This is a genomic window from Labrenzia sp. PO1 (assembly GCF_012273635.1).
In the GTDB taxonomy this organism is placed as follows: Bacteria; Pseudomonadota; Alphaproteobacteria; order Rhizobiales; family Stappiaceae; genus Roseibium; species Roseibium algicola.
The window spans coordinates 1059828-1086560 of record NZ_JAAXCR010000003.1 but is presented as its reverse complement, the minus strand read 5'-3'; the positions used below and the strand labels follow the sequence as shown (position 1 = coordinate 1086560).

The 26733-nt window shown below is 58.6% G+C and carries 27 protein-coding genes; 18 read left to right on the top strand and 9 right to left on the bottom strand.

Features of this window, described 5'->3' with window-relative positions; genetic code table 11:
• Positions 1 to 5 precede the first annotated feature (5 nt).
• The 4 genes from nusB (at position 6) to HCG46_RS19845 (ending at position 5325) form a co-directional block, all read left to right on the top strand.
• Complete coding sequence (gene nusB / locus HCG46_RS19860; protein WP_023003810.1) at positions 6 to 527, top strand: transcription antitermination factor NusB; 522 nt, start codon at positions 6 to 8, stop codon at positions 525 to 527.
• Between the two features lie 2 nt (positions 528 to 529).
• Positions 530 to 1528, top strand: coding sequence for a thiamine-phosphate kinase (thiL, locus tag HCG46_RS19855; protein WP_168687162.1), 999 nt, complete (start codon positions 530 to 532; stop codon positions 1526 to 1528).
• Positions 1529 to 1746: 218 nt separating this feature from the next.
• On the top strand, positions 1747 to 2970 hold the full coding sequence (locus HCG46_RS19850; RefSeq protein ID WP_168687161.1) for an MFS transporter: 1224 nt from the start codon (positions 1747 to 1749) through the stop codon (positions 2968 to 2970).
• Positions 2971 to 3189: 219 nt separating this feature from the next.
• Positions 3190 to 5325 carry a sodium-translocating pyrophosphatase gene (locus tag HCG46_RS19845; protein ID WP_023003813.1) on the top strand — a complete coding sequence of 712 codons (2136 nt, stop codon included), beginning with the start codon at positions 3190 to 3192 and terminating at the stop codon, positions 5323 to 5325.
• A 65-nt stretch (positions 5326 to 5390) separates the two neighbouring features.
• Here the strand turns inward: HCG46_RS19845 and bamE are convergent, their stop codons facing one another.
• Positions 5391 to 5828, bottom strand: a complete 438-nt coding sequence (gene bamE, locus HCG46_RS19840; protein ID WP_006931570.1) for an outer membrane protein assembly factor BamE — start codon at positions 5826 to 5828, stop codon at positions 5391 to 5393.
• Positions 5829 to 5941: 113 nt separating this feature from the next.
• Here bamE and HCG46_RS19835 point away from each other — a divergent pair, with 113 nt between their 5' ends.
• The 6 genes from HCG46_RS19835 to HCG46_RS19810 all read left to right on the top strand — a co-directional run bounded on the left by HCG46_RS19835 (position 5942) and on the right by HCG46_RS19810 (position 10447).
• The gene (locus HCG46_RS19835; RefSeq protein WP_023003814.1) at positions 5942 to 6490 is read left to right on the top strand and encodes a ubiquinol-cytochrome C chaperone family protein; all 549 of its coding nucleotides are present in this window, start codon (positions 5942 to 5944) and stop codon (positions 6488 to 6490) included.
• 55 nt (positions 6491 to 6545) lie between these two features.
• A complete protein-coding gene (locus HCG46_RS19830) occupies positions 6546 to 7118 on the top strand; it encodes a DUF177 domain-containing protein (RefSeq protein WP_168687160.1) in 573 nt (190 codons plus the stop codon).
• 214 nt (positions 7119 to 7332) lie between these two features.
• Positions 7333 to 8397 carry a phosphate acyltransferase PlsX gene (gene plsX / locus HCG46_RS19825; RefSeq protein WP_023003817.1) on the top strand — a complete coding sequence of 355 codons (1065 nt, stop codon included), beginning with the start codon at positions 7333 to 7335 and terminating at the stop codon, positions 8395 to 8397.
• Positions 8394 to 9371, top strand: a complete 978-nt coding sequence (locus HCG46_RS19820) for a beta-ketoacyl-ACP synthase III (protein WP_023003818.1) — start codon at positions 8394 to 8396, stop codon at positions 9369 to 9371. Before plsX ends, HCG46_RS19820 begins: the two co-directional genes overlap by 4 nt.
• Positions 9372 to 9512: 141 nt before the next feature.
• Positions 9513 to 9827: an integration host factor subunit alpha gene (locus HCG46_RS19815; protein ID WP_023003819.1), complete on the top strand. Its 315-nt coding sequence runs from the start codon at positions 9513 to 9515 to the stop codon at positions 9825 to 9827.
• A 20-nt stretch (positions 9828 to 9847) separates the two neighbouring features.
• On the top strand, positions 9848 to 10447 hold the full coding sequence (locus tag HCG46_RS19810; RefSeq protein WP_023003820.1) for a MerR family transcriptional regulator: 600 nt from the start codon (positions 9848 to 9850) through the stop codon (positions 10445 to 10447).
• A 15-nt stretch (positions 10448 to 10462) separates the two neighbouring features.
• Here the strand turns inward: HCG46_RS19810 and HCG46_RS19805 are convergent, their stop codons facing one another.
• The 3 genes from HCG46_RS19805 to HCG46_RS19795 form a co-directional block, all read right to left on the bottom strand.
• A complete protein-coding gene (locus HCG46_RS19805; protein ID WP_168687159.1) occupies positions 10463 to 11842 on the bottom strand; it encodes a hypothetical protein in 1380 nt (459 codons plus the stop codon).
• 106 nt (positions 11843 to 11948) lie between these two features.
• On the bottom strand, positions 11949 to 13148 hold the full coding sequence (locus HCG46_RS19800) for a glycerophosphodiester phosphodiesterase family protein (RefSeq protein ID WP_168687158.1): 1200 nt from the start codon (positions 13146 to 13148) through the stop codon (positions 11949 to 11951).
• Between the two features lie 78 nt (positions 13149 to 13226).
• Positions 13227 to 14462, bottom strand: a complete 1236-nt coding sequence (locus HCG46_RS19795) for a cytochrome P450 (protein ID WP_168687157.1) — start codon at positions 14460 to 14462, stop codon at positions 13227 to 13229.
• A gap of 277 nt (positions 14463 to 14739) precedes the next feature.
• Between HCG46_RS19795 and HCG46_RS19790 the strand changes: the two genes are divergently transcribed.
• The gene (locus HCG46_RS19790; protein ID WP_031270652.1) at positions 14740 to 14928 is read left to right on the top strand and encodes a hypothetical protein; all 189 of its coding nucleotides are present in this window, start codon (positions 14740 to 14742) and stop codon (positions 14926 to 14928) included.
• 165 nt (positions 14929 to 15093) lie between these two features.
• A complete protein-coding gene (locus HCG46_RS19785; protein WP_168687156.1) occupies positions 15094 to 16167 on the top strand; it encodes a DUF389 domain-containing protein in 1074 nt (357 codons plus the stop codon).
• A gap of 67 nt (positions 16168 to 16234) precedes the next feature.
• On the opposite strand, the gene HCG46_RS19780 is transcribed toward HCG46_RS19785, so the two are convergent.
• From HCG46_RS19780 to HCG46_RS19760, 5 genes are read right to left on the bottom strand one after another with little or no spacing between them, the layout of a single operon-like run.
• Entirely contained in the window at positions 16235 to 16741 is a 507-nt protein-coding gene (locus HCG46_RS19780) for a GAF domain-containing protein (RefSeq protein WP_023003826.1), read from the bottom strand.
• A gap of 31 nt (positions 16742 to 16772) precedes the next feature.
• Positions 16773 to 17525, bottom strand: coding sequence for an ABC transporter ATP-binding protein (locus tag HCG46_RS19775; protein ID WP_023003827.1), 753 nt, complete (start codon positions 17523 to 17525; stop codon positions 16773 to 16775).
• Positions 17522 to 18367, bottom strand: coding sequence for an ABC transporter ATP-binding protein (locus HCG46_RS19770; RefSeq protein WP_055653473.1), 846 nt, complete (start codon positions 18365 to 18367; stop codon positions 17522 to 17524). Before HCG46_RS19770 ends, HCG46_RS19775 begins: the two co-directional genes overlap by 4 nt.
• Positions 18364 to 19260 carry an ABC transporter permease gene (locus tag HCG46_RS19765; protein WP_023003829.1) on the bottom strand — a complete coding sequence of 299 codons (897 nt, stop codon included), beginning with the start codon at positions 19258 to 19260 and terminating at the stop codon, positions 18364 to 18366. Before HCG46_RS19765 ends, HCG46_RS19770 begins: the two co-directional genes overlap by 4 nt.
• Positions 19257 to 20333, bottom strand: coding sequence for an ABC transporter permease (locus HCG46_RS19760; RefSeq protein ID WP_168687155.1), 1077 nt, complete (start codon positions 20331 to 20333; stop codon positions 19257 to 19259). Before HCG46_RS19760 ends, HCG46_RS19765 begins: the two co-directional genes overlap by 4 nt.
• Before the next feature lie 223 nt (positions 20334 to 20556).
• Between HCG46_RS19760 and HCG46_RS19755 the strand changes: the two genes are divergently transcribed.
• From HCG46_RS19755 to rfbD, 6 genes are all read left to right on the top strand, one after another.
• Positions 20557 to 21225 carry a cupin domain-containing protein gene (locus HCG46_RS19755; RefSeq protein WP_168687154.1) on the top strand — a complete coding sequence of 223 codons (669 nt, stop codon included), beginning with the start codon at positions 20557 to 20559 and terminating at the stop codon, positions 21223 to 21225.
• A 24-nt stretch (positions 21226 to 21249) separates the two neighbouring features.
• Positions 21250 to 22836: an ABC transporter substrate-binding protein gene (locus HCG46_RS19750; RefSeq protein ID WP_077290250.1), complete on the top strand. Its 1587-nt coding sequence runs from the start codon at positions 21250 to 21252 to the stop codon at positions 22834 to 22836.
• A gap of 92 nt (positions 22837 to 22928) precedes the next feature.
• Positions 22929 to 24023, top strand: a complete 1095-nt coding sequence (locus HCG46_RS19745; RefSeq protein WP_168687153.1) for a M24 family metallopeptidase — start codon at positions 22929 to 22931, stop codon at positions 24021 to 24023.
• 162 nt (positions 24024 to 24185) lie between these two features.
• The gene (rfbC, locus tag HCG46_RS19740) at positions 24186 to 24764 is read left to right on the top strand and encodes a dTDP-4-dehydrorhamnose 3,5-epimerase (RefSeq protein WP_168687152.1); all 579 of its coding nucleotides are present in this window, start codon (positions 24186 to 24188) and stop codon (positions 24762 to 24764) included.
• Entirely contained in the window at positions 24761 to 25843 is a 1083-nt protein-coding gene (rfbB, locus tag HCG46_RS19735) for a dTDP-glucose 4,6-dehydratase (protein ID WP_168687151.1), read from the top strand. Before rfbC ends, rfbB begins: the two co-directional genes overlap by 4 nt.
• A complete protein-coding gene (gene rfbD / locus HCG46_RS19730) occupies positions 25840 to 26730 on the top strand; it encodes a dTDP-4-dehydrorhamnose reductase (RefSeq protein WP_168687150.1) in 891 nt (296 codons plus the stop codon). Before rfbB ends, rfbD begins: the two co-directional genes overlap by 4 nt.
• Positions 26731 to 26733: the final 3 nt, after the last annotated feature.

The following is a 26733-nucleotide window of genomic DNA, read 5'->3' as shown; positions in this document are numbered from 1 at the left end:
GAAGAATGACCGGAAAGGCCGACCCGGAAAAACCGGCTGGAAAAACTGTGCGCCCTGCAAACAAACGCGGCGTGGCTCGCCTTGCTGCTGTTCAGGCCCTTTATCAGATGGACGTCGGCGGTGCGCCGCTGACCAGTGTCGTCAGCGAATTCACTGCCTTTCGCCTCGGCAAGGAAATCGACGGTGCGCAGTACCGCGAAGCCGACGAACAATGGTTCAAGCAGATCCTTGCCGGCGTTGTGGAGGACCAGAAGTTTCTGGATCCCTACATTCACACCGCGTTGGCCGAAGACTGGCCCCTGAAGCGTATCGACAGCCTGCTGCGGGCTATCCTCCGCTCCGGCTCCTACGAGCTGCTGCGCCGCAAGGATGTTCCGGCCAAGGTGATCATTTCCGAGTATATCGACGTCACCAAGGCCTTCTTCGATGATGATGAGCCCGGCCTTGTCAACGGCGTGCTCGACCGTCTTGCGCATGAACTGCGCAGCGGCGAACTCGAGGAAAAGAAAACGGACGGCGCCTCCTGATCATGGGCGCTGACCGGCCAGGCGAATTCGAGCTGATCCGGCGTTTCTTTGCCCCTTTGGCAAAAGACCCGGGCAGTCTCGGTCTGACCGACGATGCCGCGGTGCTGACACCGCGGGAAGGCCATGACCTCGTTCTGACCAAGGACGTGCTGGCGGCCGATATTCATTTCTTTGCTGAAGATGCACCGGAAGCGATCGCCGCCAAGGCACTGAGGGTCAACCTCTCGGACCTTGCGGCGAAGGGCGCACGTCCGCGCGGCTATCTGATGGGCCTGTCGTTGCCGTCCGACTGGACGGTCGACTGGCTTGAGCGGTTCTGCAACGGCCTGGCGGCTGACCAGGCGGCCTATGATTTCCATCTTCTGGGCGGTGACACGGTCCGTTCCGGCAATGGTCTGCAGGTGTCGATTACGGCAATAGGCGAGGTTGAAACCGGCAGCGCAGTTCGGCGGTCCGGGGCACGACCGGGCGATCTTCTGTTTGTCACCGGAACCATTGGCGACGCCGCTGCCGGTCTTCAGGCGCGCCTCAACCCCGACTTCTGCCGCGATCATGATCTGACAGAGAGCGAAGAAGCCCATATTCTCGACCGCTACCTGCTGCCGAGGCCGCGCACGAGGCTTGCCGGGGCGGTGACCGATTATGCTTCGGCTGCCATGGACGTGTCAGATGGCCTGTTCGCCGACTGCGCGCATATGGCCAGCGCTTCGGCGTTGGACCTCACGATCGACCTGGATCAGGTGCCGCTTTCACAGGCGCTCGCCCATCTCAAGATCAAGTCACCAGAGGACTTTGCCCGTTGCCTGAACGGTGGCGACGATTATGAAATCCTGATGGCGGTGCCGGAAGACGTTTCTGGTAATTTCTGCCGGGTTGCTCACCTGGCCGGCTGTCCCGTCACGCAAATCGGTCATGCCCGGGCAGGTGAGGGCCGAATTCGGCTTGAAGAAGCCGGGCAACCTGTCGACTACGATCGCTATGCGGGCTTCAGTCACTTTTAGCTGTCGCAAAGGATAGGTGCCGGAATTTTACCAGGCCGGATCCATCGCCCGAATGCCTGCCTTCGATGGTGTTGCGCTTTCGTGCCGCTTGGCCGCGACGTGCCGCACGTTACAGCTCTCGGCTGGTCTCCAGTTGCAAATGAAACTTCTGGTCTTTCGCGGTCGGCTGTTGGCGTGTTATGTGCCATGCAAACTTCTGCCTTCCTGAAAGTATCCAAATGACCGTGACGACCCCCGATAGCTTTGTCGACGACAGTCTGGCAAAACGAAACGCGCTGCTATTGGCTCTGGCTCAGGCAATTGGTGGGGCTTCGGCGTCGATCGTGATCGCAACGGCGCCGCTGGTCGGGTATTCGATGCTGGATACGGACAAGTCTCTGGCGACCTTGCCCGTGTCGGCGATGGTCCTGGGAACAGCTTTCGGGACCATTCCCGCCGGCATGATCATGCGCCGCTACGGCCGCAGGACCGGTTTCATGGGGGCAGCTTTGCTTGGCGCCATCGCCGGGCTGCTGGCGGCATTCGCGGTTTTCCAGGACGAGTTTCTGATGTTTGCCCTCGGGTGCTGCATCAGCGGTTTTGCAGGCGCATTCGTGCAGCAATATCGCTTTGCTGCAGCAGACACGGCAAGTGACGCCTTCAAGCCGAAGGCCATCTCATGGGTGCTTGCCGGTGGTGTTCTGGCAGGGGTGGTTGGTCCGCAAACGGTTATCGCCACCAAGGACCTGTTCTCGCCAATCCTGTTCGCCGGAACCTATTTGGCGCAGGCGGGCTTGTCCCTGATTGCCTTTTTCCTCGTGGCTTTTCTCCGAATTCCAAAGCCGCAGCGGCACAGCCATACCCAGGCGGGTGGGCGTCCGCTGCGCCAGATCATGTCGCAACGCCGTTTCATCGTCGCGGCAGCCTGCGGTATCTGTTCCTATGCGCTCATGAGCATGGTGATGACGGCCACGCCGCTGGCCATGATCGGCTGCGGCCTGTCGCAGAATGACGCCACGCTTGGCATTCAGTGGCATGTGCTTGCCATGTTCGGTCCGAGTTTCTTCACGGGTAATCTCATCGGTCGCTTCGGCAAGGAGCGGATCGTCTCGATTGGCCTGCTGCTGCTGGCCGGATGTTCGGTGGTCGCGTTGATGGGGGTCGACCTTGCCAACTTCTGGATCGCACTGATCCTGCTCGGCCTTGGCTGGAACTTCGGCTTCATCGGAGCCACCGCCATGCTGACGGATACCTATCGGCCCGAAGAGCGGAACCTGGTGCAGGCGGTCAACGATTTCCTGGTGTTCGGCTTTGTTGCTGCCGCATCGTTCTCGTCCGGTGCTTTGCTGAATGTCTACGGCTGGAACACGGTCACCCTTCTGGTGTTTCCCTTTGTGGTGCTCTGCATCGGCTTGCTTATCTGGCTTGCAGTTGCGGAAAGAAGAACGGATACAACCGCTTAAAGTACCTTCGAAATTCCATTTCGTCAGCGCAGCATAATTACTGCGCTGCATCAAACAATACCGTAACGGAAGTTTTGAATTAAACAATGTGAGAGCTTGACGAGGCGCGCCGCTTTGCTGCTATCGTTACCCTCCCTCACGTCGAGGAATTGATGTGAAGGGCCGTCAGGCGGCAAAAAACGACAAGAAAATCAGTCCGCCGCAGCTTTGGGAGGAAGTATGATCGAGCTTGTCGTCATCATTTGTGGCCTCTTGTCCATTGCCTATGGGGCGTGGGCCATCCAGTCCGTTATGGCAGCGGATGCAGGGAACGCGCGCATGCAGGAGATCGCCGAGGCGATCCAGGAAGGGGCTAGCGCTTATCTCAATCGTCAATATACGACTATTGCCATTGTGGGGGCCGTTGTTTTCGTGCTCGCCTGGCTATTGCTTTCCGGCACCGCGGCAATCGGATTTGCCATCGGCGCCGTCCTCTCGGGAGCTGCCGGTTACATCGGCATGATGGTTTCCGTCCGGGCCAATGTGCGCACCGCCCAGGCGGCCAGCCAAAGCCTCGGGGCAGGGCTGGAAATCGCGTTCAAGGCCGGTGCCGTCACCGGCCTTTTGGTTGCCGGGCTCGCGTTGCTTGGCGTGGCAGTCTATTTCGCCATCCTCACCGGAATGATGGGGTACGACCCGACGGACCGTACAGTGATCGACGCGCTGGTCGCGCTCGGCTTCGGTGCCTCCCTGATATCGATCTTCGCCCGTCTCGGCGGCGGTATCTTCACCAAGGGGGCTGACGTTGGCGGTGACCTGGTCGGCAAGGTTGAAGCCGGAATTCCGGAGGATGATCCACGCAACCCGGCGACTATCGCCGACAACGTCGGCGACAATGTCGGCGACTGTGCGGGCATGGCGGCCGATTTGTTCGAAACCTACGCGGTGACGGTCGTCGCCACGATGGTTCTGGCCTCGATCTTCTTCACGAGCAGCCAGGCCATCGACCTGATGCACCTGCCGTTGCTGATCGGAGCTAGCTGCGTGGTGACGTCCATCATCGGCACGTTCTTCGTCAAGCTCGGCAGCAACAACTCGATCATGGGGGCGCTCTACAAGGGCTTCATTGCCACGGCGGTTCTGTCCGCGGTAGCCCTCGCGATCATCATCTTCGGCTGGATCGGTGCCGGCACCGAGTTCACGACATCGGGCGGCACGACCTTTACCGGGTTCGATCTGTTCGTCTGTGGTCTCGTAGGTCTCGTGGTGACCGGGCTGATCATCTGGGTGACCGAATATTACACCGGCACGGAGTATCGTCCGGTGAGATCCATCGCCCAGGCGTCAGTGACCGGTCATGGCACCAACGTGATCCAGGGTCTGGCCGTGTCACTGGAAGCAACGGCCCTGCCGGCGCTGATCATCATCGCGGGCATTCTGGTCACCTACGCTTTCGCGGGCCTCTTCGGGATTGCGATTGCCGTAACGACCATGCTGGCACTCGCAGGCATGGTGGTCGCGCTCGACGCCTTTGGTCCGGTGACCGATAACGCCGGGGGGATTGCCGAAATGGCGGATCTTCCGGCGGAAGTGCGTACCACGACCGACGCCCTCGATGCGGTGGGGAACACCACCAAGGCGGTCACCAAGGGCTATGCCATCGGGTCCGCAGGGCTCGGTGCGCTGGTGCTCTTTGCCGCCTATACGGAAGACCTGAAGTTCTTCTCCAGCAATGCTGCGGAAGGGTCGATCTTCTACGGCATCGACGTTGGCACCCTGTTCACATTGTCCAATCCCTATGTGGTTGCAGGTCTCCTGTTCGGCGGTCTGTTGCCCTATCTCTTCGGCGGCATTTCAATGACCGCCGTCGGCAGGGCTGCCGGAGCGGTGGTGGAGGAAGTCCGCCGCCAGTTCAAGGAAAAGCCGGGCATCATGCAGGGCACGGAACGGCCGGATTACGGCCGTGCGGTGGACATGCTCACAAAGGCGGCGATCCGGGAGATGATCATCCCCTCGCTGCTGCCGGTGCTGTCGCCCATCGTGGTGTTCTTCCTGGTCAAGGCCGTGGCAACTCCGGCCGACGCCTTCGCGGCGCTTGGTGCGATGCTGCTGGGCGTGATCGTGACAGGGCTCTTCGTGGCCATTTCCATGACCGCCGGTGGCGGTGCCTGGGATAACGCCAAGAAGTCCTTCGAGGACGGCTTCACCGACAAGGACGGTGTGACCCACCAGAAAGGCAGCGAGGCGCACAAGGCCTCGGTGACAGGCGATACGGTTGGGGATCCCTACAAGGATACCGCCGGTCCGGCTGTGAACCCGATGATCAAGATCACCAACATCGTGGCCTTGCTGCTGTTGGCGATCCTGGCGCACTGACGCCCCGGAAAAAGAAAGCCCCGGCCGATGGCCGGGGCTTTTTGCATAGGGTTGAGACTTTTGCCTCAGAGACCAAGGCTCGGGTTGGTCGCACCGCGCAGGATCTGCGTCAGGAAGCCATAGTCGGCACCGCCCGTACGGGTCTTGCGGGTGACGATGTCGACGATCTTGCCGTCTTCAAGCGAGTAGTTGCCGAGGTCCTGGACGTAGCCGTCCTTGTCGAAGTAAACCGCTACGACGCGCTGCTCGACGATATCCGGAGCCATGAAGGCGGTCGTGGCGGTTTTCTGCGAAATGTAATAGTAGGCATCGCCGTTGAGGCTGGACGTAGTCGACGGGGTTCCCAGGACCAGCTCAACCTGTTCGCGGCTGGAGCCGACCTGAACCTGGTTCAGCATGTCGCTGGTGATCACGTGCCCGTGCGTATAGGTGGAGGTAAAACAGCCGCCGAGCGGTAAGGTGACCAGAAGCGGAAGGATCAGGGCGCTTGCCTTGAAGTTCATCTAAGAATTCCCGTTTCGCCAGACCGGTCTGGCTGCTCTTGAATTTCGTTGCTTGGCAAAGTCACTATCGTGGGATAGGGCACAAGGCAACACCTGACTTAAAAGGAGATGCCATGCTGTTTGGCCTGTTCCGCCGTCGGACCCGCGATGCCGAGCACAAGGTCTATTGTGAAATCGTGGCTCAAGCACGGCAGCCAGTCTTTTACACCGACTTTCACGTGCCCGATAGTGTCGACGGCCGTTTTGACATGATCGTGGCCCATGCAGTGCTGTATTTCCGCCGGATGCGCGGGGAGGGGAAGTCGGTCTCGGAGTTTACGCAGAACGTCTTTGACCTGTTCTTTCTGGACATGGATGCATCGCTGCGTGAAATGGGTGTCAGCGACACGCGCGTGCCCAAGAAGGTGAAAGTCATGGGCGAAGCCTTTTATGGTCGTGCCGATGCCTATATTCCGGCGATTGAATCAAAAAACGTTGAGGAGCTGGCAGAGGCGCTCGGCCGCAACATCTATCCGGATGCACCAGAGCCGGTCGCACAGAAGCGTTTGGCGTACTATATGCTGGAAGCTGCCGAAAGCCTCGAGGGGCAGACGGTGGAAGCACTGATGAACGGGAGCATCGTCTGGTCCGACCCTGAAAAATTCAAGGCATTGCCGGTCTGAGAGCCAAGCCGGCGGTGCAAGAGGCCGCGACAAAGGTGCCAAGGTAAAAACAAAAATGACAAAAGAAACTTTCCCCTATTCGTACAAGGTCAACGCCGCCCGCGTTGTCGACAAGGACGAACGCGTCACTGTCAGTCCGGACGAAGCCGCGCTCAAGGCCATAGCCAAGACCTATGAGCTCGATGGTATTCGTGACCTCAAGGCGGATTTTCTTCTGAAACCGTATCGCAAGGCGGGACTGCGTGTCGTCGGCCCGCTGACGGCAACGCTGGAACAGACATGTGTGGTGTCGCTGGAACCTTTCGAAAGCCAGCTGAAGATCGATGTCGATCGCACCTTCGAGCCCCAGTCCAGCCGGCCGCGCAAGGTCAGCGATCTCAATGAGGACGGCGAGATTGAAATCGACCTGGAAACCCTCGACCCGCCCGATGTCATTCTGGACGGTGTTCTCGACCTTGGTGCCGTGATCTGCGAGGAACTTGCACTTACGCTCGACCCGTTCCCCCGCAAGCCGGGAGTGGAGTTCGAAGGTGGCGATGGCGACGACGACAGCGTCGATGAAGAGCCCGAGGTCAAACCGTCCCCCTTCGCCGCCTTGAAGGCACTCAAGGAACAGCCGGATAACTGATATCCATTGTATTCACAGGTGCCGGAACGATTTGGACTGGGTCTTCATGCAGGTTTTCAACGTCAGAACTCTCCGCGATCAGGAAAACGGTTGTCAGTCTTGCCAAAACCGTTATGTTCGCGCCCGTTCTAGGCCCTTGCCGGACCTGCAGGACTTTGTCTGGAAGCACCACTCGGTGCTGTTCTTGGTAGCGAAACGTCAAAAGACCTTCTAGATGGCGAAAACTATTCCGATTTCTCTGGATGCCATGGGCGGCGATCATGGGGCTGACGTCGTCATTCCCGGGGCGGAAATTGCGCTTGTCCGCCATCCTGACATCCGTTTCCTGCTGTTCGGCAATGAAAAGGTCGTGCTGCCACTCCTGGAAAAGTATCCAAGGGTTCGCGATGCTTCGACGTTCCATCATTGCGATGTCTCCATTGCGATGGACACCAAGCCCAGTCAGGCCCTGCGTCAGGGTCGCTGGCGCTCGTCCATGTGGCGGTCCATCGAGGCGGTAAAGACAGGCGATGCATCCGTTGCGGTCTCTGCCGGCAATACAGGCGCGCTCATGGCCATGTCCAAGTTCTGCCTGCGGACAATGGCCAATATCGAACGTCCGGCGATCGCGGCCATCTGGCCGACCATGCGCGGTGAGTCCGTGGTGCTTGATGTCGGTGCAACGATTGGCGCCGACGCACAGCAGCTTATCGATTTCGCCATTCTCGGTGGCGCGATGGCGCGGGCCCTGTTCGGTGTCCAGAAGCCGAGCGTCGGCCTGCTGAACATCGGCGTGGAAGAGGTCAAGGGACTGGAAGAGGTTCGCACCGCCGGCCGGCTTCTGCGCGAAACGCCGCTGCGCTCGCTGCATTACGCCGGTTTCGTCGAGGGTGACGACCTTGGAAAAGGCACTGTCGATGTCGTCGTGACCGAAGGCTTTGCCGGTAACATCGCGCTCAAAACCGCGGAAGGCACAGCCAAGCAGATCGGCAGTTACTTGCGTTCGGCCATGAATCGGACCTTTATGTCCAAAATCGGCTATCTCTTCGCCAAAGGCGCCTTTGATCTGCTGCGCGAGAAAATGGATCCGCGCAAGGTCAACGGCGGCGTGTTCCTGGGACTGAATGGCATTGTGATCAAAAGTCACGGCGGGACGGATGCTGAAGGCTATGCCTCGGCGATCGACCTTGCCTACGACATGGTCAAAAACGAACTGACACACAAGATCGCCCAGGATCTTGTGCATTATCATCGTGGCCGCTTCGCAGAAGCCGCGCCGACATCGGAAGGTGATTTGTGAGCGTAATCCGTTCGACCGTAACCGGCTGCGGAAGTTTCCTGCCGGAAAAAATCCTGACCAACGACGATCTCTCCAAGATGGTCGACACGTCTGACGAATGGATCGTTCAGCGCACCGGCATCCAGCAGCGCCATGTTGCAGCCGAAGGCCAGATGACCTCGGACCTTGCTCTGGAAGCTGCCAAGCGCGCGCTGGAAAGCGCCGGCCGGGATGCTCAGGAGATCGACACCATCATTCTGGCGACCGCCACACCTGACAATACCTTTCCGGCAACGGCTGTCACCGTCCAGGCCAACCTGGGCATCTATCACGGTGCCGCATTCGATGTGCACGCCGTATGCTCGGGCTTTGTCTATGCCCTGACGACGGCCGATGCCTATATTCGGGCAGGCTTGGCGAAGCGCTGCCTGGTTATCGGTGCGGAGACGTTCTCACGCATTCTGGACTGGACCGACCGGACTACCTGCGTTCTCTTCGGCGACGGCGCTGGTGCTGTCGTGGTGGAAGCTTCGGAAGGTGAAGGCACGACGGCCGACCGAGGTGTTCTCACATCGCACCTTCGCTCCGACGGCCGACACAAGGAAAAGCTCTTCGTCGACGGTGGACCGTCCTCCACCGGGACCGTTGGGCATCTCCGGATGGAAGGCCGTGAAGTTTACAAGCATGCGGTCGGCATGATCACCGACGTGATTGAAGATGCCTACAAGGCAACGGGCACCACATCGGAAGATCTCGACTGGTTCATTCCGCATCAGGCCAACAAGCGCATCATCGATGCCAGCGCCAAGAAACTCGGTATCGCACCTGAGAAGGTCGTGACCACGGTCCAGCATCACGGCAACACCTCTGCCGCGTCCATTCCGCTTGCGCTGGATACGGCCGTCAGGGACGGACGTGTCAAAAAGAACGATCTCGTGATGCTGGAAGCAATGGGCGGCGGATTCACCTGGGGCTCCGTTCTGCTGCGCTGGTAAGTCCTGTCTAACTTCCTACGACAAATCTGATTTCCACCAAGAGTTCCGGTTGACCGGCTCGCCGCAAGGCCGTACCGTATGGCCTTGCATCGGAGTTCTTGTGCAAAATCAGCCAGATGATGGCGTCGTTGAGGAGGGGTTATGGGCAATCGGACTATTACCCGCGCTGATCTGTGTGAGGCCGTTTATCAGAAAGTTGGTCTGTCCCGGACCGAGTCTTCTGAATTGGTCGAACGCGTACTTTCTGAAATTTCCGACTGTCTTGTGACCGGAGAATCAGTAAAATTATCAAGCTTCGGGTCTTTCGTGGTCCGCTCCAAGGGGGAGCGCATCGGCCGCAATCCGAAGACCGGCGAGGAAGTACCTATTTCACCGCGCCGGGTGATGGTGTTCAAACCGTCTAACGTATTGAAACAGCGGATCAATGATGCGCTGACAGGACAGGCCAGCAAATAGCCAGAAAATTATAAGACCGGATGAGCTCGCAGGAAAAAAGCCCCGACGCCTTTCGTACTATCAGCGAAGTCGCAGAAGATCTTGACCTGCCGCAGCACGTGCTGCGGTTCTGGGAAACGCGCTTCTCGCAGATCAAGCCGCTGAAGCGTGGGGGAGGTCGCCGGTACTACCGGCCGGACGATGTCGAGCTTCTGAAGGGCATCCGTCATCTGCTCTACGGTGAAGGCTACACGATCAAGGGTGTTCAGCGGATCCTGAAAGAGCAGGGGCCACGCTTCGTCATGCAGATCCGGCATGAAGACATGTCGGCCCTGCAGGCCGTTGCCACTGCAGAACCGGCACAGGCGGAGCCTGCGCCTGCCCCTGCGATGATTTCCCAAAATGGCCAGCATGAAATCCATAACGGCCCGTTGCCAAGCGGCGTTCTGGCGGACAATGCACCGGAACCGGCACCAGCCCAGGGTCATGGGCATTTCAGTATTCTTGGTCGCCTGCGCGGCGAGAAACCGGCTCAGGGCACAGGGTCCCATTCGTCCGTGACGAAGGAGGATATCCGCCGCCTGCAGGCAACCCTCTTCGAGTTGCTGGAATGCAAGCGAACGCTGGATCAGGCGCGCTGACCTTCATACCTGGCCTTACTGATCTGCCTTGCGTTTGAAAAGTTTCGCCAGGAAGCCAGGTTTTTTGCCGGCCTTTTCCGAAGTTTCGTTCGAAACCTGAGCCTGCTTGACGAAGTCTCGCAATTCGGCGACCGACATCCTTTTTGATGACGGGGAAGTCTTTCCAGCAATGCGGGTGTCATCCAGCTGTCTGGCTGCGGTGGCGATCGTCTGATGAACTTGCGATGCAGTTGCTGGTGAAACGGCGGAAGCAGTTTCAGGGTAAGCTGGTATAGCTGGCTGGTCTGGCCGGTCCAGTGCCGACATCTCTTGTTCGAATGCCTCCTCGCTCCGATCGTCTGGAAGCTCTTGAGAGGAAGGCTCTTCTTTCAGCTCCTTTAGACGTTCCAGGATGGCTGCGTCCACTGGGTCGTGCGGATCCAGTTCTGCGTCCTCGTTCCCGTCCATATAGCTCCCGGTTTCATTCAGGTCTTCATCGTAGCGAACGTATTTTGTCGGAACATCTTCACGGAGGATACCGAATTTGGGATTGTGGACGACCTTGAGTTCAATCGTACCCAACCCGTCATCGTCTTCCTCATGGTAGATCACCTGGATCTTTTCGTTTTCCTCACGGCCAAAAACGTCTCCATCATCGATCAGGCGACTACTCTTGTTCGTGAACTTTGAAAACGCGACGAGGATCTCGGCAAGGTACTCTGGCGGCAACCTGCAAGGCAGAACCTCCACCCTGTACCCGGTTAGCCACTGGGAGCCGATCCCCATCATGCCGATCAATTGCTCGCCGGTTTCGGGATCCTGTTGTCCGTAAGGATTGGGCAAAAGGTACAGGTCGTCGTGGTTTGAGGCACGAGCCAGTGCCGAGAAGGCATCCGGCTTCAGCAGGAAGCTGCTTGGAGCCCAAAAGACGGCGTCCGGCCGGGATCTTTCCACGATGATCGCCGTGATCAACCTTGCGATCTCCATGGCTTGCAAGGTTTCTGCAGCCTCGCAGAAGGCAAGGCTTTCCACTCCGGAAAGTGTCTTCAGGTTCTCTGGCAGCGAATCCGTGGGGATGAGGCTTTTTCTGACTGAAATCTGCGTGCAGGCCGCAATCTCGTTCAAAAGGTCGGCCGCTTCCGGAAAAGCGGTCCGGGCATAGATCGTTTCGAGCGCAGCATCTATCAGTGGCGTGTGTTCGAAGAGGCCTGTCTGTGTGACAAGGACATGGAACTTGCCGCACAGAAAACGCTTGTTGACGTCGTCTGACGTGTTCAACAGCTGGCAGGCGCTGCGCGGAACGCCTGCCTTTTCCGCGACAGCTACAATGACAGCCATGATCGCGTCTCCATCAAGCGGCTGATAGCGCTTGTAGAGGATCTGGGAATCGACGCTTGGAAGCGGATGCGTTTTCAACGGTAAGACCACACCTGATTTGCGGAATGATGCGGGAGGTTAGGCAACTTTGGTGAAAAAGGCCTTATCGCCTCTCACCTTGGTTGCCAAAACCGGTTCCTGCACGTCACTCCAGTCCGAGGCAGGACGCATAAAAGCTCGTGGTTGCCGGCCAGTCCGAAAAGATGCCCTTGACGCCAACCTGGCGCGCCAGAACATCCACAACCTCATAAAGCTTGCCGTCGCCGTCGATGGCATCGTTGACAGTCTGATAGTACCAGCCGCCGCCGGACGACAGCGGTCCCGACCTTTCAAGCGTCCAGGCAATCAGCTCGATACCGGCTTCCTTTGCTGCGATCGCATAAGCCGAGGGAACGATCTTGCCGTCTTCCTCAGCAAGAAGGACAAACAGCGGCGGTGCGAGGTAGTTGACGCCCATGTCCTTCAGTTCGGTCATGGAAGGGGAGAATGTTTCCGGATCCATGGGATCGACATCGCGGCGGCTTTCAAGGAAGACTGCCTGCTTGCCGAAGTCCGGTTCGTTTTCGATCCAGTAGAGAACGTCATCAAGGTTGAAGGATTGCGGGTAGACGTCTTCTGCCGGAATGCCTGCCGCCTTGTATTCGTCAATCAGTTTCTGGGCATAGTCGGCCTGGGTAAAGCCATCAAAAGGCATCTCGACTTCAGGGGCTTTCAACTCCGGAGTGAATTTCACGCCGAGGTCCTTGAAGAGGCGGATCGAGGCGTCGTGTGTCAGCAGCGTTCCCGTGCCCGCGTAGAGATCCGTGCGCCAGGACGCGGTTCCATTCTGGTAAGCTTCAGGCGTTGTTGCCGTTTTGTCTGCACTGTCCATCTTGCCCTGCAAGGACGAGAACTCAGCCAGGGTCAGATCACTCGTCCGGCATTCGGCCGCGGCCGGGGTCTCACCCGAGGCCGGAGTGAAGCCCGTTGTGCATTTACCGGCGAGATCGGTCGTCAGAATGTTCGTGGTCGTGTGCAGATCGTTCTGGGAATGCCGGCATACCAGTTCCTTGTCCTTGGTAAAGGTGACGTCGCATTCCAGGATGCCCGCTCCCATGAGTGCCGCAGCCCGGTAGCCTTCCTCCGTGTGTTCTGGAAACTGCAATGGGGCGCCACGATGGCTGATGGAAAACAGGGTGCGTTTTGCCGGCTTGCCGATGCAGGCTTCCAAGGTGTCCTTCAGCGGGCCGTCAGCCATCTGGGACACAAGGTAGGCGGGGCGGGGCCCAAGCTCGACAGTGCCTGCTTGTGCAGGCAAGACGGCACACAGCCCGGTCAGGCAAAGAACAACTTTTTTGAGGTGCATGAGGTATCCAATGGCTTTCGTGGCAAGAAGGGCAATAATTAGCGGCACGCATGCCGGGAGCAAGTGCAATAGCTGCAACTAGGCAGGTTGCCAGGCAAGTCTGAGTGCTTCCGGGCCTCTCACGGACAGGCCGCGCTTGTAGGTGACGTTGTGATCAACCAGCTCAATCGTGCTGAACCTTTTCAGCAGTGTTGAAAAGATGATGTCCATGTCCAGACGTGCAAGATGGTTGCCGAGGCAGAAATGTGCGCCCCGGCCAAAGGCAATGTGCCAATTCGGCGTTCTGCCAACATCGAAGCGGTCAGCGTCGGGAAATTGGGCCGGGTCGCGGTTGGCTGCTCCATAGAGGACACCGAACTTCGTCCCACGCGGATACGCGTCGCCGCAAACCGTCATGTCCTCGGTTGAATAGCGGTGGAAGAACGGCAACGGAGATTCATAGCGGAACATTTCCTGCACGGCCGTTTTCATCAGCGAGGGATCTTCGCGCAGACGCTGCAGCTCATTCGGAAACTTCAGCAGCGCATGCATGCCACTGCCGAGAACGTCGATGGTTGAACCGTGACCGGCCATCAGGATCAGCATCGCGGTCGAGATGAATTCGTCCTCGTTCATCTGGCCGGCCCGTTCAGCTTCGATCATGAGCGACAGAAGGTCGTCCTGCGGTGCGCGTTCGCGCTTTGCTTTAAGCGTTTGCAGGTAGTGATAGAATTCGGTCGTGTTGCGTTCAGCCAGTTCCTTGCGTTCATTCGTCCGGTCGATGTCGAAATACTGAACAATGTTTTCCGACCAGATGCGCAGTTGCGGGCAGTCCTCATCGGGGACGCCCAGAACGCGGCCGATGATGTGACCTGGAACATGGGCGGCCAGATCTTCGATAAAGTCGATTTCGGTGCGGTCTGACAGACTGTCGAAAAGGCGGTCGACATAGGCCTGTATGTCATCGCGCAGCTTGCCGACCATCACCGGCGTGAACAGTCGGAACACCTGCTTGCGCAGCCGGTCGTGAATGTCCCCGTCGCTGTCCAGCAGAGAGAACTGCACGAACCGGGAATGATGCGGCATGTCGTGCCAGTTCTGGGCACGTTTCATGTCCGCGATTTCTTCCGCGCTCGCGATGTGGTCCATGGATCGCACCATCTTGCCGTTCTGCACGATTTCCGAAACGTCATCGAACTTCGCTGCCAGCCAGATATCGAAATCCTCGAAGTAAGTCAGACCCTTGCGGTCTCGCAGTGCGGCGTAGAACGGGTAGGGGTCTTGTGCAAAGGCATCGGACAAAGGCGCGAAGGAAAGGTCTGTGGACGGGCTCATGAAGGGCTCTTGAGGTCGGGTTGGATGGGGTAGAATTGTGATTCTTGGCAGGGTCGAAGATTTGGCTGGCCAAGTGCAAGCGAAAAGCGGGAGCTATGGGCCATTTTTGACGTGTTTGGGCGAGTTATCCCAAGCCAGGCCTTCAGCTCTTGGGGATTGTGAGGAAATGACATTTCTGACGATATCGGCAGAGGTTCTGAAATCTTAACAATTCCTAAACGCGGGCTGGAAGGCCTGCTTGCACAGACCAGCAGAACCGTGAGTGCGTGAGGCCGAAATGCGTGTGCCAAAGGCTTTCAGTGACGAGTACCAGACCTTCTTGCGGGAGACGGGCTTGGACAACCCCAATCCGCAAGCCCTCCTCATGGAACTTGCCTCGCTCTCCATGGAAGTCTACCTGAAGGAAATCGCCTGGCTTTCCGAGTTCATCGGCAAGATCGAGCGCGCGAAAAAGGCTGCAGCCTGAAGGTAAGCTGTTGACTGGATTGCGCCATTTCTGGCGGAAGACATGTTTCTCCGGAATTTGGTCTCGTGCCTATCGAAGATTGTGAACCAAGTCGTTGCAATTAAGATGACGAATGACGCTACGTGAAGCATACTCGGACGATATAATGTCCGGAGCAGCTGTTTCATGTCCATCAGTCAGTTCTCCACCACCAAGGAAATTCTGAGGTTCGAGGGCGCCAACAAGGCGGCCTATTGGCGCAAATTCGCTTTGCTGCTGTCGCTTGCCGTGATCATCGCGACGATGGGACTGTTGCGAAATTCCGGTGCTGTCGTGATCGCGGCCATGCTGGTGGCCCCGCTTATGACCCCCATTCTGGGCATCGCCTCATCAATCGTGATGGGATGGATCGGTCGGGCTCTTGTCCTGATGCTGACGGTCTGGGTGGCGGCAGCATGCAGTATCGTGATCTCGTGGCTGATTGTCTGGATCGCGGATGCACCTTCAACGCTGCTGCTGCCGGATGAAGTCCTCAGCCGGAGCAATCCCGGGGCGGAAGACATGGTCGTCGCGCTCGCTGCGGGCATTGCCGGTGCCTATGTGCAGATCAGGAAATCGGAAATCAGCCTTTTGCCTGGTGCGGCCATAGGCGTTTCCCTGGTTCCGCCGCTCGCGGCAGCAGGGATCCTGCTGTACTTCGGAGAACAGGAGGCGGCCTATGAGGCAACATTGCTCTTTGCCACCAATTTCGGGGCGATCATCTTCTCCGCAAGCCTGGTCTACATCATCCTGGGCCCACGGGAGCGGCTCTTCCGCAAGGCGCATCGGGGCGTCAAGTTCACGCTCGGCATGACAGTCACGCTTGCCTTCCTGTCGGTCGTTCTGGTCCAGCTTCTGGCGGCAACCTACCTGCGCTACATCGAAACCGGGACAGAAGCCATTCTGGCACAGCGCACCAAGGAGTGGGCGGGCGACACGCCTGTCGAGATCATAAGGGTCGACGTTCACGCCCGCACCAGGATTGCGGAAATCTGGGTACTTCTCGATCTGCCATCGGACGCGCAATACAAGATCGGCTCACTCGACGATTTTCTGCCGGTCGCCATGAAGGAACATCCGTTCAGAGAGGCCGCCCGTGAAGTTCTGGGAGAGGATTACAAGGTGGTCGTCAGATACCAGACACGCATTGCCTGGCTTCTGGATCTCGCCACGGAAACGATCGATGTAGCTCCTTCTGTCGATACCGTCAGAGAGGACTGACAGGTCATGCAAAAACAAACCCCGCCAGAGCGGCGGGGTTACGAGAGACTGCGTGTACTATTCCGTCCTAGGAGGCGGTCGACAGCGACTGGCTTGCCAGATAGGCAGCCTTGGCCGGAACCGAGAGCCAGGCCTGTGCCTGAGCGACGCGTTCCGGCGTATAGTGATGTTCTTCGTGAAGCATGTTGACGGTACCAACCAGCGTATCGCCGAGAACAACGGGCAGGTTGATGACGGAGCCGCAGCCAAGCCGGCCTATCAGCTCGTAATCGGGAAAGACGGTCGCAATATCGGCAAGCGTGTTTGCGACAAAGCTCTTCCGGTCCTTGTGTACGGTTTCAAACCAGCGGTCATAAGTGATCGGTTTGGTTCCGGAGACCGGGTAATCTTCCGGATGCGAAGTGTAGGAGCGCTGCGCCAGCTCGGTTTTCATGTCGGCTGTCATGAACGTGAACAGCTTCACGCCAATGGTTTCCCGGGTCAGCTTCAGAAGGGCATCAAAAGGCGCGTCCGGTGTGATCGCGGTGGAAAGGGCATGGTCAAACGTGGCCAAAGGGCCGGTGAAATCGGTCATGTGTCGAAATCTCGAGCAATTCTGGTTGACGTTAGGCAGGGTGCAAGATGCCGCCGCTGGCGGCATAGAGTTCGCGGGAATAAGGATCTGAGAGCTGACCCGACTTGAGAGCGTCGACACCGGCAATTTCCACCACGCGGCCATAGCGCATGACAGCCAGGCGGTCGCACAGGAACGAGACAACCGGAAGGTTATGCGTGACCATAAGATAGGTCAGCCCCTGTTCCCGCCGCAGCTTTTTCAGAAGGTTCAGGATTTCCGCCTGTACCGATACGTCCAGTGCGGATGTCGGCTCGTCCAGCAGTAGAACGCGCGGTTCCAGCATCAGCGCGCGGGCGATCGCCACTCGCTGGCGCTGACCACCGGAAAGCTGATGCGGAAAGCGGAAGCGGAATCGCTGGTCCAGACCGACGGCGGCAAGCATGTCTTTTACACGGCCGTCCCGACCGCCAATACCATGAATGGCGAGCGGCTCTGCAAGGCAGGTATCGATGGTCTTGCGTGGATGAAGCGAGCCGTAAGGGTCCTGAAACACCATCTGGCAGGTTTCCGCAAAGGTCCTGTCCGGTGAATGTCCGCGAGGTTTTCCTTCAACGGCAATGGTGCCGGTCCAGTCCGGCGCCAGTCCGGAGATTGCCTTCAGGATTGTCGATTTGCCTGAGCCGGATTCCCCGACCAGCGCAAAACTTTCCCCTTCAGCAACATCGAAGGTGACGTCGTGAACGACAGCCGTGTCGCCATAGCTAATGGTGAGGTTTTCAAGATGGATGGCGGCGTCGGTCATGTTCCGGCTCCCGTGGTCCAGGTACTGCGGTCGAGAACGGGCAGCTCATCACGGTCTTCATTCATGCGCGGCATCGCGGCAATCAGGCCGCGCGTATAGGGATGCTGCGCGTTGTGCAGATCGCTCGCCTTGCACTGCTCGACGATCTCGCCGCTATTCATCACCAGGATGCGGTCGCAATAGCGGGACACCAGGTTGAGGTCATGACTGATCAGGATCAGACCCATGCCCTTGCCGGTGACCAGATCGTCGATAATGTCCAAGACCTGTGCCTGCACGGAAACATCAAGCGCGGAGGTTGGTTCATCTGCGATCAGGAGATCAGGTTCCGGGATCAGCATCATGGCGATCATGATACGCTGGCCCATGCCGCCGGAAACCTCGTGCGGATAAAGACCCGCAACCCGTGCCGGATCATTGATGCGCACAGCTTCCAGCATGGCAAGCACCCGTTCCTTCAGCTCCCGGCGTGGCAGCTTCTTGTGGGTGACGAGGGCTTCGGCAATCTGCTCGCCTACGGTCATCACCGGGTTGAGCGAGAATTTGGGGTCCTGCATGACCATGGAAATGCGGGCGCCGCGCAGATCGCGCATCTGGCGTTCACTTCGGCGGAGGAGGTCCATGCCGTCGAAGGTCATGCGCCGGGCGGTGACCTTTCCGGGTTTCCGGATCAGGCGCAGGATCGACCGGCCGGTCATGGATTTTCCGGAACCGGATTCGCCGACAATTCCGAGCCGTTCCCGCCCAAGCGTGAACGAAATACCCTTGACGACATCGACCGGGCCGCGGGCCGTCGGGAAGGTGACGGTGAGGCCGTCAACCTCGAGAAGCGGGGCGCTCATTGCTTGTCTCCCTGCTTGGGATCGAGCACGTCGCGCAAGCCGTCACCGAGGAAACAGAAACCGAGGCTCACCAGGATAATGGCGAAGCCCGGCATGGTGGCGACCCACCACTGGTCGAGAATGAAATTCCGTCCGCGCGAGATCATCGCCCCCCATTCCGGCAGAGGCGGCTGGGCGCCGAGACCGAGAAAGCCGAGACCGGCGGCCGTCAGGATGATGCCGGCCATATCCAGCGTCACGCGAATGATCGTGGAAGAAGCGCAGAGTGGCAGAACGTGACGGAGGATAACGCGGGCGGAAGACGCGCCTTGCAGGCGCACCGCCGCGATGAACTCTGCATCGCGGAAGGTAATCGTTTCCGCTCGGGCGATACGCGCATAGGCAGGCCAGGCGGTGATCGCAATGGCGATGATGGCATTCTCGATGCCGGGTCCGAGGGCTGCCACAAAGGCAAGCGCGAGGATCAGCTTCGGCATGGACAGGAAGATATCCGTCACGCCCATCAGCACCCGATCGGTCCAGCCGCCGAAATATCCGGAGACCGCACCGACGATGAGGCCGATTGGAGCGGCGATGACGGCCACCATGGTAACGATCATCAGCGTGATGCGCGCACCGTAGACAACGCGGGAGTAGATGTCCCGGCCAAGCTCGTCGGTGCCCATCCAGTGGGCCGCGGACGGCGGCATCAGGCGGTTTGCGAGATCCTGGCCGATGGGAGAGTAAGGGGCGATCAGCGGAGCGAAGATCGCCATCACTATCAGGACCAGGATGATGAAGCCGCCCACCACGGCAAGCGGATTGCGCAGGAGCGCTGCAAAGACACGCCAGGCGCGGCCAAGATTGGCCTGCAGGCGCGAGGCGGGGCTATCGTCGAGAAGCCAGTCGATCATTTGCGGGCCCTCGGATCGAGAATGCGGTAGAGCACATCGGAAATCTTGTTGATGAGGATGAACACGGCACCGATGACGAGCGTCGCGCCCAGCACGGCGTTCATGTCGGCATTGAGAAGGGCACTGGTCAGGTAATTGCCGATACCGGGCCAGGAGAACACGGTCTCGATCATCACGGAGCCTTCCAGAAGAGCGGCATAGGACAGGCCGATCACGGTGATCAGCTGGATGCGGATCGGGTAGAACGCGTGGCGCCAGATGACACGGCGCTCGGGCACACCTTTCACCCGCGCGGTCGTCACATACTCGTGCCCAAGCTGATCCAGCATGAACGACCGGGTCATGCGGGCGATGTAGGCAAGGCTGAAGAAACCGAGGATCGACGCCGGCAGCATGAGGTGATCGAGCGCGTTCCAGAAGATGTCCCATTCGCCTGCGACAACACTGTCGATCAGGTAAAGCCCGGTAACGGGATCAACGATGCCGTCGTAGAAGATGTCGATACGGCCCGGACCGGCAACCCAGCCGAGGCCGGCGTAGAAGACCGCAAGACCAACCAGGCCAAGCCAGAACGCGGGGACGGAATAGCCAAGAAGGCCGAGGACGCGGATCAATTGATCGATCCAGGTTCCCTGGCGGGTGGCGGCCAATACGCCCATAGGTACGCCGAGCAGCACGCCGATCAGGATGCCGATCGTGGCCATTTCCAGGGTGGCGGGGAAGAACCGCCCCAGGTCTTCAGCGACCGGCCGACCGGTGGAAATCGACAGGCCGAGATTGCCGGTGAAAACGTCGCCCACGTAGGAGAAAAACTGGATGACCAGTGGCCTGTCCAGCCCCATCGCCTGACGGGCAGCTTCATAGACTTCGTTCGAGGCCCTGTCGCCGACTACTGCCAGAACCGGATCGATCGGCACCACGCGGCCGATGAAAAACGTGATTGCAAGCAGGCCAAGGAATGTTCCGGCCGTTACAAGACAGAAGCGCAACAACGCCGCCACACTGCCCAGCAGTTGGCTCGTCAAAAGGCCCTCTCTTGCGTCGGTTACGCTCTCGGAAGGCTCAAAAGACATGCCGGTAGCGGCCTGTCGCCGTTCCCTGTTCAACCGGATTCTTCAAGTCCGTTCTCCACACTCATATGACTCATTTTCTGAATTAGAGTCTTCAGGTTGTTGTTTTTAAACAGCTTTCAGAAAGCGCTCGTGAGGCGCTTTTTTCAAAGGTGTCTAAAAAAGTTCTTGGAGCATACAAAAAAATCTGGTTACATCAAAAAAATTTTGATGGGAGTAAAAATCTTTGAGCAGTTCGACAGCACGTGCCGCTTCCGATGTCGATACAAAGGTTGGCGCGCTGATCCGTGCGCGGCGCCGGCAGCTGGGGTTCACCCTGCAACAGCTGAGCGATGCTTCGAACCTCTCGGTCGGGTATCTCAGTCAGGTTGAGCGCGATCACGCGACACCGACACTCGGATCTCTGGCGGGAATCGCCCGGGCACTCGGCGTCGGGCTGGATTATTTCGTGGCCCAGCCACGGGCCCAGGATGCACTGACCCGTGCCGCCACGCGGCCCAATTTCTCCATTTCCGGTTCCGCCGTAAGCTATGAGCGGCTGGCAACCGAGTTTCCAGGCAATCAGCTTTCTTCGTTCATTCTTACCGTGCCACCGGGATATGCCTCGGAAACGGTGAGCCACGAGGGCGAGGAGCTGATCTACATCCTGGAAGGGTCCATCACCCAGTACCTCGACGGCGAGGCGATGGTGATGACAGCTGGCGACAGCCTGCATTATCGGGGCAACACCCCGCATGCCTGGTCAAACCCGAACGATGCTCCGGCAAAGATTCTGTGGACCGGCACCCTCACGATTTTCAACGCCGGCGACGAGAAAACCAGCCGCATCGAGCTGGTGTCGCCTGACAAGAACGCGGTGAAGCCGAGCCGCGCCAAAAACGAGAACAAATCCTAACCCCTGACAGACGGAGACGAAGAAATGAAACTTTTAAGGACCGCGCTTCTGGCGGCCGCCCTGGCAATGCCGATGGCAATGCCTGCCGGTGCCGCGACACCGGACAACATTCTGGTGGTGGCGCAGAACATCGACGATATCGTCGCGATCGATCCTGCCCAGGCTTACGAGTTTTCCTCCGGCGAACTCGTGACCAATGTCTACGACCGCCTTGTGCAATATGACGCCGAAGATCCGACAGTTCTGGCGCCGGGCCTTGCTGCAGAATGGCAGGCTGACGCTGATGCGAAGACCATCACCTTCACCCTGCGCGACGGTGCGACGTTCCATTCCGGCAATCCGGTCCGCGCAGAAGACGTGGTGTTCTCCTTTGCCCGTGTCATCAAGCTGAACCTCACCCCGGCCTTCATCCTTGCCCAGCTTGGCTGGACGGCGGAAAATGTCGAGGACATGGTCACGGCCGACGGCAACAAGGTCGTTGTCAAATACGAAGGTGACTTCTCTCCGGCGTTCGCCCTCAACGTCCTGGCTGCCCGTCCGGCTTCCATCGTCGACGAAAAGACGGTGATGGAGCACGAGGAAGATGGCGACATGGGCAACAAGTGGCTCAATGCCAATTCCGCCGGTTCCGGTCCGTTCGAACTGCAAACCTACCGCGCCGGCGAACTGGTGCGTTACAAGTCCAATGCCGACTACTTCAAGGGCGCGCCGAAGGTTGAAGGCGTGATCATCCGTCACGTGGCCGAAGCCGCAACCCAGCAACTGCTGCTGCAGTCCGGTGATGTCGACATGGCCCGCAATCTGACGCCGGACCAGATCGCCGGCATGGAAGGCGACACCATCAAGGTGGAAACCTATCCGCAGGCAGCCGTCCACTTCCTGTCCTTCAACCAGAAAAAGGACGTGCTGCAGCCTGAAGCGGTGTGGGACGCGGCGCGTTACCTCGTCAATTACAAGGGTATGACCGACAGCTTCCTGAAGGGCCAGATGGAAATCCATCAGGCTTTCTGGCCGAAGGGCTTCCCGGGCTCCTATGACGAGACGCCTTACACTTATGATCCGGAAAAGGCGAAGCAGATCCTGGCGGATGCCGGCATCGAGACGCCGATCACGGTAACCCTCGACGTGATCAACTCCACCCCGTTCACGGACATGGCCCAGTCGCTGCAGGCAAGCTTTGCCGAAGCCGGCATCAACTTCGACATCATCCCGGGCACCGGTTCGCAGGTTATCACCAAATACCGCGAGCGCAGCCATGAAGCGATGTTGCTCTATTGGGGCCCGGACTTCATGGACCCGCACTCCAACGCGAAGGCCTTTGCCTATAACAGCGACAACTCCGACGACAACTACCAGGCAACCACCACGTGGCGGAATGCCTGGGCTGTTCCGGCTGAGATGAACGACATGACCAAGGCTGCCTTGGCCGAGAGCGATGCGGAAAAACGCAACGGGATGTATGTCGAACTGCAGAAGGAAGTTCAGGCCAAGTCGCCGATCGTGATCATGTTCCAGGCAGCCTATCAGGTCGCGATGGACCAGAAGGTCGAAGGTTACGTCAACGGGGCAACGTCCGACTTCGTCTACTATCGTCTGGTAACGAAAAACTGACGCCAGAAACCAGGCCGTCCCGGTTTCCGGGGCGGCTTTTTTGTTTGCTGACACAGCACACTGACTGACCAACCCCTCCGGAGTTTCCTGAAATGTCTTCCCTTTCCGATCAGCGCCTTGCCGCTTTGCGCGAGCGGATGTCTGCGACCGGGACCGACCTTGTGGCCATCGGTCCGTCCAGTCACATGATGTATCTGGCTGGTCTCGATCCTCATGGTGACGAACGGCCGGTGATGCTTCTGGTTTCCAGGAGCCATGCGGGCTTTCTGATGCCGGCGCTCAATGTAGACAGCTCACGCCAGAAGACGCACTTGCCTTTCTTCCCCTGGCGTGACGACGACGGACCGGACGCCGCGCTTGCCACGTTGCTGGAAGCCTCCGGACTTCCGCAATCACCAAGTGTCGTCATCGACGAAACCATGCGTGCCGATTTTGCGCTTCTTTTGCTGGACGCGCTCCCGGGCGCTTCTCGCCGGTTTACGGATGACACGGTCGGCTTCCTGCGTGCTCGAAAGGAAGAGGACGAATACCGCCGTCTTAAAGCCAGTGCCGTTCTGAACGACACTGCCGCCATGGCTGGCTTCGACGCCCTGACACCCGGCATCACGGAACTTGAGATCGCTGCCGCCATCCGGGACGTCTACAAGCAGGCAGGCGCGGCCCCGGTATTCACGTCGGTCTGTTTCGGTGGAAACGGCGCCTTTCCGCACCATCACACCGGCGAAACACAGCTGAAAGCCGGGGATGCCGTGCTGATCGACACCGGTGGACGTCTCGAGGGATACCCGTCCGACATGACCCGTGTTGGCTTCTTCGGAACGCCTACGGCGGAATTTGAGAAGGTCCACGCCATCGTCAACAAGGCTGTGGAAGCAGCGCTTGCCGCTGCAAAGCCTGGGGTCTTGGCAAAATCGATCGACAAGGCGGCTCGGGATGTCATTGCAGATGCGGGCTATGGTGACTTTTTCACACACCGGACCGGCCACGGCCTCGGAATAGACATACATGAACCGCCATATTTGACGGCGACCTCCGAAACCGTACTGGACGAGGGCATGGTGTTCTCGATCGAACCCGGCATCTATCTCCCCGGCCAATTCGGCCTGCGTCTCGAGGAAATCGTCATTTTGCGGAAAGACGGCGCGGAAATCCTCTCCGACCTGCCGCGTTCGGCGGTTGTAAGGTGAGGGTGCTCCAGTAAACGGACACGAAGCCGTTTTGGGAAACGAGGTCGGATTGTGGTTCCTTCGCCCTTGAAGGAACCTGAAAATCTTATACAGATTCGCGGCAAGACCTGCCTTGAAGCGGGGCTTGCCACGAAACGTGACCGCGAGACCCGAAACGGATTCATGCTCGAAGTAATTGAACTGGACATTCCCGAGGTCAAGATTCTCCGGCCGAAGAGGCATGGTGACAGCCGTGGGTTCTTCTCCGAAACCTACAACAAAGCGCTTCTTTCCGACGCTGGAATAGACATCGATTTCGTCCAGGACAATCATGCCTACTCTGCGGAAAAGGGAACGGTCCGCGGTCTGCATTACCAGACGCCGCCGTTCGCGCAGGACAAGCTGGTGCGTGTCGTGCGCGGAGCGATACTGGATATCGCTGTGGATCTGCGGCAAGGGTCTCCGACTTACGGCAAACACGTCTCGTCCGTCATTTCCGCGGAAAACGGTGATCAGATCCTGGTTCCGATCGGATTTGCCCACGGGCTGGTGACCCTGGAGGCGCACACGGAGGTTCTCTACAAGGTCTCGCATTATTATGCTCCGGAGCATGACCGGGGCATCGTGTGGAACGATCCCGATCTGGACATTGATTGGCGAATACCTGAAGCCGATGCCATCCTGTCGCAAAAGGATCAGAAACTCCCACCATTTGCCGATGCTGCCAGCTGTTTCACGTACCCGGAGGCCATAGAACGATGAAAGTTCTTGTCACGGGGGGCGCCGGCTTTATCGGTTCGGCGGTCGTGCGAAAGCTGGTGTTGCAAGGCCTGGCGGAAGTCGTCACCGTGGATGCCCTGACATATGCCGGTAACCTGGTGTCCCTGGCTCCGGTCATGGAAGATCGCCGCCACCGGTTCGTGCAGGCAGATATCCGGGACGGGGAGGCAATGGCCAGTCTGCTGGAGGCAGAGGCGCCCGACGCTGTCATGCATCTGGCGGCTGAAAGTCACGTCGACCGGTCGATTGATGGCCCGGCTGCCTTTATCGATACAAATATCGTGGGCACCTACACCTTGCTGGAGGCGGTGAGAGGGTATTGGTCAGGCTTGCCGGTGTCTCGAAAGGAAGCCTTTCGCTTTCATCATGTGTCCACCGATGAAGTCTATGGCAGTCTCGGTCCGACAGGGGCCTTCAAGGAAACGACCGCATACGCGCCGAATTCTCCTTATTCCGCATCAAAGGCGGCGTCGGATCACTTGGTCAGGGCTTGGCACCATACGTATGGGTTGCCGGTGGTCACCACCAATTGTTCCAACAATTACGGGCCTTACCAGTTTCCGGAAAAACTGATCCCGTTGATGATCCTGAACGGCCTGGAGGAAAAGCCTCTGCCGGTCTATGGCGCGGGAGCAAATATCCGTGACTGGCTGCATGTCGAAGATCATGCGGATGCGCTGTGGCTGGTCTTGATGCGCGGCACACCGGGCCAAGTTTACAATATCGGCGGTGACGCAGAGCGTCGAAACATCGATGTAGTCCATCTGATCTGCGATCTGCTGGATGAAGCAGTGCCCGCAGGAAAACCCCGCCGAGAATTGATCGAGTTCGTGACAGACCGTCCTGGCCACGATGTGCGCTATGCGATGGACATTTCGCGGATCGCTGCCGAACTCGACTGGCGACCCAGTTATTCATTCGAAAGCGGGTTGCGCCAGACGTTGGACTGGTACCTTGCCAATCGCAGCTGGTGGGAGGCAATCCGTAGCGGTCAATATAGAGGCGACAGGCTGGGACTGGGTGCGAATGGTTTTTCAAGTGCATCTGCCGGTGTTCCATGAGCCGTGTTCTACTTACGGGAGCGAACGGTCAACTCGGTTATGAAGTCATTCGGCAAGCCCGGGCGCTGGCTCTTGATGTTGTGGCTCTCGACAGATCAACACTTGACATAACCGATCGCAAAGCCGTTGCGGATGTCGTCCAGAACTTGGCACCCGACCTGATCATCAATGCGGCTGCATACACTGCCGTTGACCGTGCCGAGACCGACCGGCAGGCCGCCTTTGCGGTCAACCGCGACGGAGCGCGCAATCTTGCGGAAGTTGCCGAACGGCGTGGTGCCGTCTTGATACATTTCTCCACGGACTACGTGTTCGACGGGGCAAAGCCGCAACCTTATGTGGAAGAAGATACAGTCGGCCCGTTAGGCGTATATGGCGAAAGCAAGGAGGCCGGGGAGGCTGCCGTCCGCACAGTCTCAGAACGGCACCTGATCCTGCGCACGTCCTGGGTGTACGGCGTGCATGGTGCGAACTTTGTTCGGACGATGCTGAGGCTCGCACGGGAGAAGGATGAAATTCGGGTGGTCACTGACCAGACAGGATGCCCGACATATGCCGCCGACCTGGCTGAAATCGCATTGCAGCTATCCGTGCAGGTCCTGAAAGGCGATTTTCCGAAGGATGGATACGGAACATTTCATTGTGCCGGACAGGGGCAAGTGAGCTGGCATGGGTTCGCATCCAAGATATTCGAACTGGCCGGGGAACGATTTTGCAAACAGCCGGAGCTGATTGGCATTCCGGCGTCGGAATTTCCAACGCTTTCAAATCGGCCCGCGAACTCGGCGCTTGATTGCTCTAAACTGTCACGTGTCCATGGCCTTTCCGCCAGGGACTGGCCAGTGGCACTGTCCGACATGCTTGACCGCCTGTATCTAAACGCCTGATAT

What these genes read in the sequence shown, in the direction of transcription:
- HCG46_RS19830 (WP_168687160.1), top strand. Translation starts at nt 6,546, where the DNA reads ATGACAAAAGAAACTTTCCCCTATTCGTACAAGGTCAACGCCGCCCGC.
- HCG46_RS19850 (WP_168687161.1), top strand. Translation starts at nt 1,747, where the DNA reads ATGACCGTGACGACCCCCGATAGCTTTGTCGACGACAGTCTGGCAAAA.
- HCG46_RS19815 (WP_023003819.1), top strand. Translation starts at nt 9,513, where the DNA reads ATGGGCAATCGGACTATTACCCGCGCTGATCTGTGTGAGGCCGTTTAT.
- rfbD (WP_168687150.1), top strand. Translation starts at nt 25,840, where the DNA reads ATGAGCCGTGTTCTACTTACGGGAGCGAACGGTCAACTCGGTTATGAA.
- HCG46_RS19750 (WP_077290250.1), top strand. Translation starts at nt 21,250, where the DNA reads ATGAAACTTTTAAGGACCGCGCTTCTGGCGGCCGCCCTGGCAATGCCG.
- bamE (WP_006931570.1), bottom strand. Translation starts at nt 5,828, where the DNA reads ATGAACTTCAAGGCAAGCGCCCTGATCCTTCCGCTTCTGGTCACCTTA.
- HCG46_RS19765 (WP_023003829.1), bottom strand. Translation starts at nt 19,260, where the DNA reads ATGATCGACTGGCTTCTCGACGATAGCCCCGCCTCGCGCCTGCAGGCC.
- nusB (WP_023003810.1), top strand. Translation starts at nt 6, where the DNA reads ATGACCGGAAAGGCCGACCCGGAAAAACCGGCTGGAAAAACTGTGCGC.
- HCG46_RS19800 (WP_168687158.1), bottom strand. Translation starts at nt 13,148, where the DNA reads ATGCACCTCAAAAAAGTTGTTCTTTGCCTGACCGGGCTGTGTGCCGTC.
- HCG46_RS19795 (WP_168687157.1), bottom strand. Translation starts at nt 14,462, where the DNA reads ATGAGCCCGTCCACAGACCTTTCCTTCGCGCCTTTGTCCGATGCCTTT.
- plsX (WP_023003817.1), top strand. Translation starts at nt 7,333, where the DNA reads ATGGCGAAAACTATTCCGATTTCTCTGGATGCCATGGGCGGCGATCAT.
- rfbB (WP_168687151.1), top strand. Translation starts at nt 24,761, where the DNA reads ATGAAAGTTCTTGTCACGGGGGGCGCCGGCTTTATCGGTTCGGCGGTC.
- HCG46_RS19745 (WP_168687153.1), top strand. Translation starts at nt 22,929, where the DNA reads ATGTCTTCCCTTTCCGATCAGCGCCTTGCCGCTTTGCGCGAGCGGATG.
- thiL (WP_168687162.1), top strand. Translation starts at nt 530, where the DNA reads ATGGGCGCTGACCGGCCAGGCGAATTCGAGCTGATCCGGCGTTTCTTT.
- HCG46_RS19760 (WP_168687155.1), bottom strand. Translation starts at nt 20,333, where the DNA reads ATGTCTTTTGAGCCTTCCGAGAGCGTAACCGACGCAAGAGAGGGCCTT.
- HCG46_RS19810 (WP_023003820.1), top strand. Translation starts at nt 9,848, where the DNA reads ATGAGCTCGCAGGAAAAAAGCCCCGACGCCTTTCGTACTATCAGCGAA.
- HCG46_RS19785 (WP_168687156.1), top strand. Translation starts at nt 15,094, where the DNA reads ATGTCCATCAGTCAGTTCTCCACCACCAAGGAAATTCTGAGGTTCGAG.
- HCG46_RS19770 (WP_055653473.1), bottom strand. Translation starts at nt 18,367, where the DNA reads ATGAGCGCCCCGCTTCTCGAGGTTGACGGCCTCACCGTCACCTTCCCG.
- HCG46_RS19775 (WP_023003827.1), bottom strand. Translation starts at nt 17,525, where the DNA reads ATGACCGACGCCGCCATCCATCTTGAAAACCTCACCATTAGCTATGGC.
- HCG46_RS19845 (WP_023003813.1), top strand. Translation starts at nt 3,190, where the DNA reads ATGATCGAGCTTGTCGTCATCATTTGTGGCCTCTTGTCCATTGCCTAT.
- HCG46_RS19835 (WP_023003814.1), top strand. Translation starts at nt 5,942, where the DNA reads ATGCTGTTTGGCCTGTTCCGCCGTCGGACCCGCGATGCCGAGCACAAG.
- rfbC (WP_168687152.1), top strand. Translation starts at nt 24,186, where the DNA reads ATGCTCGAAGTAATTGAACTGGACATTCCCGAGGTCAAGATTCTCCGG.
- HCG46_RS19780 (WP_023003826.1), bottom strand. Translation starts at nt 16,741, where the DNA reads ATGACCGATTTCACCGGCCCTTTGGCCACGTTTGACCATGCCCTTTCC.
- HCG46_RS19790 (WP_031270652.1), top strand. Translation starts at nt 14,740, where the DNA reads ATGCGTGTGCCAAAGGCTTTCAGTGACGAGTACCAGACCTTCTTGCGG.